Genomic DNA, 6,710 nt, shown 5'->3' with positions numbered 1-6,710 from the left:
TATAGAAGTATATGAACAATTACTTGAAAAAAGTAATTTATTAAATTTCACAGAAAAATACTTTTATCTTTTTTCAAAAACAGGATTTACAGAAGAAATAATAAAATTTTCAAGAAATAATTCCAAAATTAAATTAATTACAATAAATGAAATTATATAAAATTTTATCTATTTTCACCCATTAAATCATAGATTTAAGATTTGTAAAACCCTATTGTAAATGGTAAAATAAAAAAGAATAAAGTAATGCATAATAAATCACCAAACTAACTAATAAATTCAAAAATAAAAAATTTCCACTTGACTTTTATATTATAAAAGGTATATAATTCTAGTGTCGGGATGAAGACATTAAACTCATACCAATCGCAGAAAATTAACTGCTAAAAATACCAAAGGATGACATTTGTCATCCTTTTTTTTAAGGAGAAATATAATGTCAATTTCTTTTGAAGAAAGATTTTTAGAAGTTATTACGAGTGAATCAGTGAATTTTAAAAAAATTTTTATTAATAAAGAATATTTAATAGTCTCAAAGGATTTTATAGTTGATAAATATTATATTTTATCTGCTAATGAAGATAACTTCCTACATTTAACAGGAGTTAAAACTGTTTTGGAGCCGAAAAAATTTTTTGAAAAAGCGAATTCTAAAACTTTTAAGTATAAAATATTTTTCCATACTTTCAAAACAAATAAAAGGTACTATAAGAAAGAAAATCAAAGCACTTCCAAAATTACAAGATTTATTTAAAGATACTATATTTATACAGGAACGATTTAGTAGTAATAATGTATATTGTGATATAGTTACTGGAGATGGTAGTTATATATTAGGTTTTATAAAAGGAAGCAAATGTATCCCTAAAACTTTGTTATATAATAAAAAATTAGATAATCCCCAAAAAGTATTTATTGTTTTATCAAAAGATAAAAAAGATGATTTTTTTTCAAATGTAATTTATGGGGATAAACTTATTAATACAGAAGATTATACTTATTTAGAAGAATTTATAAATATTGAAATAAGAGACCAATCTTAAATGATAGGTCTTTTTTTATTAAATTATATAAGATATAGTCAAATGTTCTAATAAGATTTTAATTTTCTAAGAGGAATAGATTATGGAATACTAATTAGGATAAAACTTTAAGTTATATCTATAAAATTAGTGTAAAAATAAGGATTATAACTTGTATAAAATTAAAAAATTTATATAATTGATTTGTTATGTTTTAAATGAGAAGCTAATTTTATATTAATGATAAATGAATGGAGGTAAATATGAATAATACAAATTTAAAAAAATTAATAAAAGAAGTTTTAAAAAAAGATGAAAGAATTTGGAATGAAGATAAAACAGAGTTAAATCAAACTCTTCTTTTGGATTTGGTAGAAAAGATTGATGAAACAGTCATTGATTTACTACTTCAGAAAAAAGACTTGAGAGAAAAGTTTTTTGTGAAAATAAAAGATGTATATGTATTTAAAACAAATGATTTTCGTTTTTTTATGGAAGAAAACAAGGTAGATAATTCTTTTACTGCGTATAAAAATAGAATAGGCTTAACTGATGGTAAAAGATTTTTAAAAGATACTAATGATATTGTTTTAGATTGGCCTTATAAAGATTGTGTTTTAGAAGGTGGACAAAGTACAGAAGAAGGAGAAGATGTTTATTTTGAATATGATGAAAAAGTTACCAAAACACAAGAAAATCAAGGATTAAAAGCTGATACTTATAATAAAAAAACATCCAAAAGGAAAGAAATATTTTTCAATCAAGTTTTAGCTCATGATGAAATAGACAGACTTTTTGACCATAAAGCATTTACAAACTGGAAAAGATTTACCAAAAATGGAGAACAAGAAGTCAAAGAAATCAAAAGAGATGAAGAAGGAACGATCAAAGAAAATTTGATTATCAAAGGAAATAATTTACTGGCTTTGCACTCTCTCAAAAAGCAATTTGCAGAGAAAGTGAAACTAATTTATATTGACCCGCCATATAATACAGGAGGAGATGCAAATATTTTTACATATAACAACACTTTCAATCATTCTACCTGGTTAACTTTTATGAGAAATAGATTGGAAGCCGGAAAACAATTATTAAGAGATGATGGTTTTATTGCTATTGCGATTGACCACTTTGAAATTGGCTATTTGTTAGTTTTGTCAGATGAAATTTTTGGAGAAGAAAACAGGTTAGGGATTATTTCAGTTGTTAATAATCCTATGGGAAGAAATCAAGCTAAGTATTTTTCTACAATTAATGATTTTATGATTGTATATGCAAAAAAAGGCACTTCAGCAAAATTTAACAATGTAATTTTAGACGAGGCAGTTTTAAAAACTTTTAATAAAGAAGATGAAAAAGGCAAATATAAACTTAAAAACTTTGTTAGGGTTGGTGGAGGAGATGCAAATTTAAGAAAAAACAAAAAATCTTTTTGGTACCCATTATATGTTGATAAACATTTAAAAATTATAACTACAGAGCCAAGAAAAGATTATTTTGAAGTTTACCCCATAACAAATAGTGGTCAAGAAAGGACATGGAAATTATCAAAACCTTCTGCTGAAAAAATACTAGGCGAATTGATAGCAATTAAAGAAAATGAAAAAATAGTCATTTATGAAAAATATAGAATTGATAAAGGACAAAAAGTATCGACTGTTTGGTCAGACAAAAAATATAATGCAAATCACCAGGGCATAAGATTATTAGAAAAAATAATAGGAAATCAAAATTTCAGTTTTCCAAAATCTCTCTATACGGTATTGGATACTTTAAAAATAATGACTTCTGATGATGACATTATTCTTGATTTTCATGCAGGAAGTGGAACAACAGGACATGCAACACTTGCATTAAATAAAGAAGATGGTGGAGATAGAAAGTTTATATTGGTTGAACAATTAGATGAACATATTGAAATTTGTAATGAAAGAAATCAAAAGGTTTTATCACAAGAAAATATTGACGATTCTTTCATTTACTTTGAACTTGCCAAATGGAATGAAACAGCCAAAGAGAAAATATTTGCTTGTGAGAGTTTAGAGGAGCTTATCACATTTTTTGATGAAATGTATGAGAGATATTTCTTGAACTACAATCTTAAAATCAAAGAATTTAAAGAAAAGGTTATCCATGAAGAAGAATTTATCAACTTGAGTTTGGATGAACAAAAGAAAATGTTTATAGCAATGCTTGACAACAACCAAATGTATGTAAACAAAACGGAAATGACAGATAAGAAATTTAGGATTAATAAAGAAGATATTGAATTAACAAAACAATTTTATAATGAAGGTGTGTAATTATGGGGGATATTAAATATTTATATGAAAAAATAAATACTCAAAAAGAAGCTTTAAAAAATTTTAATCCTGAAATTTTTGAGATACCAAAATATATTTTGGATAATATTAAATATGAGCTGTTTTATTGGCAAAAAGAAGCTTTGGAAAATTTTTTGTTCCATCAAAATCCTAAATCTAAATTAAAAAAAGAACCTACTCATTTAATGTTTAATATGGCAACAGGAACAGGTAAAACTCTTTTGATGTCTTCTATGATTTTATACTATTACAAACAAGGATATAGACATTTTCTTTTCTTTGTAAATCAAAACAATATTGTAGATAAAACAGAAAATAATTTTATAAATAGTACTCATAATAAATATTTATTCAAAGAAAAAATTGTAATAGAGAATAAAACAGTGAGTATCAAAAAAGTAGAAAATTTTAGTGATAATCCGCAAGGAATAGAGATTAAATTTACTTCTATTCAAAAACTCTATAATGATATTCACCTACAAAGAGAAAATCAGACTACTTTGCACGATTTGAATAGTAAAAATATAGTTATGCTTGCCGATGAAGCACATCATCTAAATGCACATACCAAAAAGAAAGTTGCACAAAAAGAAGAGCTAATACCCAAAGAAATTACAGGCAGAACAAGTGCAAGAGAGGTTGAAAAAAAAGGCTGGGAACATACGGTTATAGAATTGATTTTGAATAAAAATGGCAAAAAAGAAAATAATAAAAATGTGCTTTTAGAATTTACAGCAACAATTCCAGCAACAGAAAGTATTGCTAAAAAATATGAAGATAAAATTATCTATAAATTTGGGCTTAAAGAATTTTTACAGGCAGGATATACCAAAGAAATAAATCTTATTTCTTCTACTTTAGATAAAAAAGAAAGAGTTTTACAAGCACTTTTATTTCAATGGTATAGACACAAAATTGCACTTAAAAATGATATTGCAAACTTTAAAACAGTAATACTATTCAGAAGTAAAACTATTGATGAATCAAGAGCAGATTATGAAGAATTCTTAAATTGGATAGACTCTATTAAAGTAAGTGATTTTGATTTTCTTAAAAATATTGTAGATAAAATTTATCAAACGAAACAACCCACACTATATGAAATGGGAAAATCCAGGACAGAAACACTTTTAGAATTTATAAAAAAAGAGAAAATAAATTTTAGTGAGATAGCAAACTGGATTAAACAAAACTATCAGGAAAAGAATGCCATAATTACAAATTCAAAAACAAACAAAAACAAAAAAGAAGAAACTGATGAAGAAACAGAAAAATTACTTAATAGTTTAGAAGATAAAAATAATCATATTAGAGCCATTTTTACCGTTGATAGACTTACGGAAGGTTGGGATGTTTTAAACCTTTTTGATATTGTGAGACTTTATCAAGGACAAAATTCTGGTGGGAGTACTAAAAAAACTCCAGAAGCAACTATTAAAGAAAAACAACTTATTGGTAGAGGAGTTAGATATTTTCCTTTTTCATATAAAGATAAAATAAAAAATAAAAGAAAATTTGATGATGATTTAAATCATGAGTTAAGAATTTTAGAAGAATTATATTATCATACTTATGATGAAGATTCAAGATATATTTCTCATTTAAAAGAAGAATTAAGAAAAGATGGATATATTAGAGATGATAAAATAGTTAAAACATTTGATCTTAAAGAGGAATTTAAAAATAGTGATTTTTATAATAATGTAAAAATTTGGTATAACAAACAAATAGATAATCCAAATAGAAAAAAAAAGACATTGGAAGACATAAAAAAAGACTTTTCTGGTTCTTATAAAATCAAAGGATTAGAGTTTACAGAGCAGGAATTTAATTTTAAGAAACAAGAAGATTCACAAAGGATAAACTTACAAGACAAAAGATCAAAAACAATTTTTAAAAAATTCAAATATATTGAAAAACATATAGTTCAAAAAGCTATCAATATCAAAGCCAAACAAGAAAATTCATTATTTCAATTTGATAATTTAAAAGAAGAATTAGATATAAATAGCATTGAGGATTTACAAAAAGATGATTTTTTAGGTGATTTTGATATAAAAATAATTGTAAATCAAAATACAATGTATGATGATATTGATAATAGAGATAAATTAGATTTAGTATTGAAATTTTTAGAAAATATTTTTACAGAATTAAAAGAGAATATTACACCTAAAATTGGTAGTGAATTTATTGCAGGGAATTTTAAAAAGTTTTTTGTAGAACCAAAAACAAAAACTATTGAGGAAGATGCAGGTTCTGAAAGAATATCAGAAGAATTAAAAAATGAAAATTGGTATGTTTTAGATTCATTTCATGGAACAAGTGAAGAAAAAGAATTGATAGTATTTATCAAAGATACAATCGGAAATTTAGAACAAAAATATGATGAAATTTACCTTTTAAGAAACGAAGAAGTTTACAAGATATATGATTTTGAACAAGGGAGAGGTTTTCAACCAGATTTTCTTTTATTTTTAAAAACAAAAGATAGAAAGAATGTCGGAATAGCTAAAACTGAAATTTTTTATCAAATATTTATAGAATCTAAAGGATCTCAATTTATAGGAAAAAGTGATTTGTTTAAAAGTGGAAAAGAATATTGGAAAGAGGAATTTTTAAATAAAATAACTAAAAAATATGGATTTAATAATATAATTAAAGAGGAAAATCCTAATTATAGACTTATTGGATTACCATTTTTTAATAAAGAAAATAACTCTGATTTTAACAGAGGTTATGAAGAACTACTAGCAATACAGAATAATTTTAAATAATTTAAAAATCAATTGGGAAATGTAAGAAAAAATCAAAATAAAAAGAGATAATGAAAGTTTTTACCTCTTGTAATGTAGAAGGAGTTAAGACTATTGAAAACATTATAAAAAATATATTATTTAAATTTTAGAAGATGGAATATGAAAAAAATATTAACAATTATTTTATTTGTTTTTATTAGTTTATGTGTTCATAGTGAGTGGAATACTTTTGATTCAACTGATTTGTTAAGTGAAAAAAAATCAACATATATTTATACAGAAGCAATTGATTATACTGGAGAATTAACGGAAAAACCTAAATTAGCAATAAAAATAGAAGAAACAGAAAATTTAAAAATCTCAATAATGGTTATGTTTGATGATTACATTGGAAATAATTATTATATTGTTTCAAACGTTAAAGTGGATTATGTTCCAGTAAAATATAAATTTGATCAAGAAGATATAATTAAAAGTAAATGGGTAGTTTCAACAAAGGGAAAAACTATGATAAAAAAATTAAACCATATTTAAATCAATATACAGGATTTGTTTTTGAAGACGTTTGTCAACAATATTTATTAAGAGAAAATTATAATATAAAA

Annotated in this window: 6 protein-coding genes; all 6 read left to right on the top strand. The window is 24.1% G+C overall.

Annotated elements, in window-relative coordinates:
• Window positions 1-436: 436 nt before the first annotated feature.
• Complete coding sequence (locus PWP28_RS13935; protein WP_109604868.1) at window positions 437-754, top strand: PBECR4 domain-containing protein; 318 nt, start codon at window positions 437-439, stop codon at window positions 752-754.
• Window positions 636-1,043: a hypothetical protein gene (locus PWP28_RS13600; RefSeq protein ID WP_146192160.1), complete on the top strand. Its 408-nt coding sequence runs from the start codon at window positions 636-638 to the stop codon at window positions 1,041-1,043. The genes PWP28_RS13935 and PWP28_RS13600 overlap by 119 nt, the downstream gene beginning before the upstream one ends.
• Before the next feature lie 242 nt (window positions 1,044-1,285).
• Window positions 1,286-3,325 (top strand): site-specific DNA-methyltransferase, encoded by a 2,040-nt coding sequence (locus PWP28_RS13595; RefSeq protein ID WP_308644995.1) that lies wholly within the window; start codon window positions 1,286-1,288, stop codon window positions 3,323-3,325.
• Window positions 3,326-3,327: 2 nt separating this feature from the next.
• The gene (locus PWP28_RS13590) at window positions 3,328-6,123 is read left to right on the top strand and encodes a DEAD/DEAH box helicase family protein (RefSeq protein WP_308644994.1); all 2,796 of its coding nucleotides are present in this window, start codon (window positions 3,328-3,330) and stop codon (window positions 6,121-6,123) included.
• 141 nt (window positions 6,124-6,264) lie between these two features.
• Entirely contained in the window at window positions 6,265-6,639 is a 375-nt protein-coding gene (locus PWP28_RS13585; RefSeq protein ID WP_308644993.1) for a hypothetical protein, read from the top strand.
• On the top strand, window positions 6,585-6,710 hold a 126-nt coding region (locus PWP28_RS13930), incomplete at its 3' end, for a DUF234 domain-containing protein (RefSeq protein ID WP_374045503.1). The genes PWP28_RS13585 and PWP28_RS13930, both read left to right, overlap by 55 nt.

It is taken from the genome of Oceanotoga sp. (assembly GCF_030445905.1).
GTDB classification, from domain to species: Bacteria; Thermotogota; Thermotogae; order Petrotogales; family Petrotogaceae; genus Oceanotoga; species Oceanotoga teriensis.
This window is presented reverse-complemented; position numbering and strand designations above follow the sequence as displayed.